We start from the raw sequence: 501 nt of genomic DNA, 5'->3' as shown, positions 1-501 counted from the left end.
ACCACCAGCGACACCGCGATCACCGCGGTCACGTAGATGGCAAACGTATCCACGTGGCCGGTTTTCAGTGCGCCCTGGTAGAGCAGCGGCGCGGTGCCGCCAAACAGCGAGTTGGCCATCGCATAGCCAAAGCCCACGCCCAGGGCGCGCACATGGGTGGGGAACAGCTCGGCTTTCACCACGGCGTTGATCGAGGTGTAGCCGGTGAGGATGACGAAACCGATTGCCAGCACCAGGAAGGCCTTGAGCGCATCATGCTGCTGCGGCAACGCGGTGATCATGTACCAGCTGTAGAGCACGCCGCCGACGCCGAAGAAAACCAGCAGGCTCTTGCGCCCGACGATATCCGACAACCAACCGCCGACCGGCTGCAACAGCATCAGGAAGGTCAGTACGCCGAGGTTGATCAGCGTGCCGGTCATCACGTCATCGCCGGCAAACGCGCTCTGGATCATCTTCGGCCCGTTCACCGAATAGGTGTAGAACGCCACCGTGCCGCCA

At 62.5% G+C, this 501-nt stretch carries 1 protein-coding gene; it reads right to left on the bottom strand.

Going from position 1 to position 501, the window contains the following annotated elements; all coding sequences use genetic code 11:
• The coding region (locus ABB27_RS18930; RefSeq protein ID WP_152984699.1) for an MFS transporter at window positions 1-501 on the bottom strand (501 nt) is incomplete at both ends.

The sequence above is a fragment of the Stenotrophomonas terrae genome (genome assembly GCF_001431465.1).
Classification (GTDB): domain Bacteria; phylum Pseudomonadota; class Gammaproteobacteria; order Xanthomonadales; family Xanthomonadaceae; genus Stenotrophomonas; species Stenotrophomonas terrae.
The sequence above is the reverse complement of the archived record's forward strand: the minus strand, read 5'-3'. Positions and strand labels throughout refer to the sequence as shown.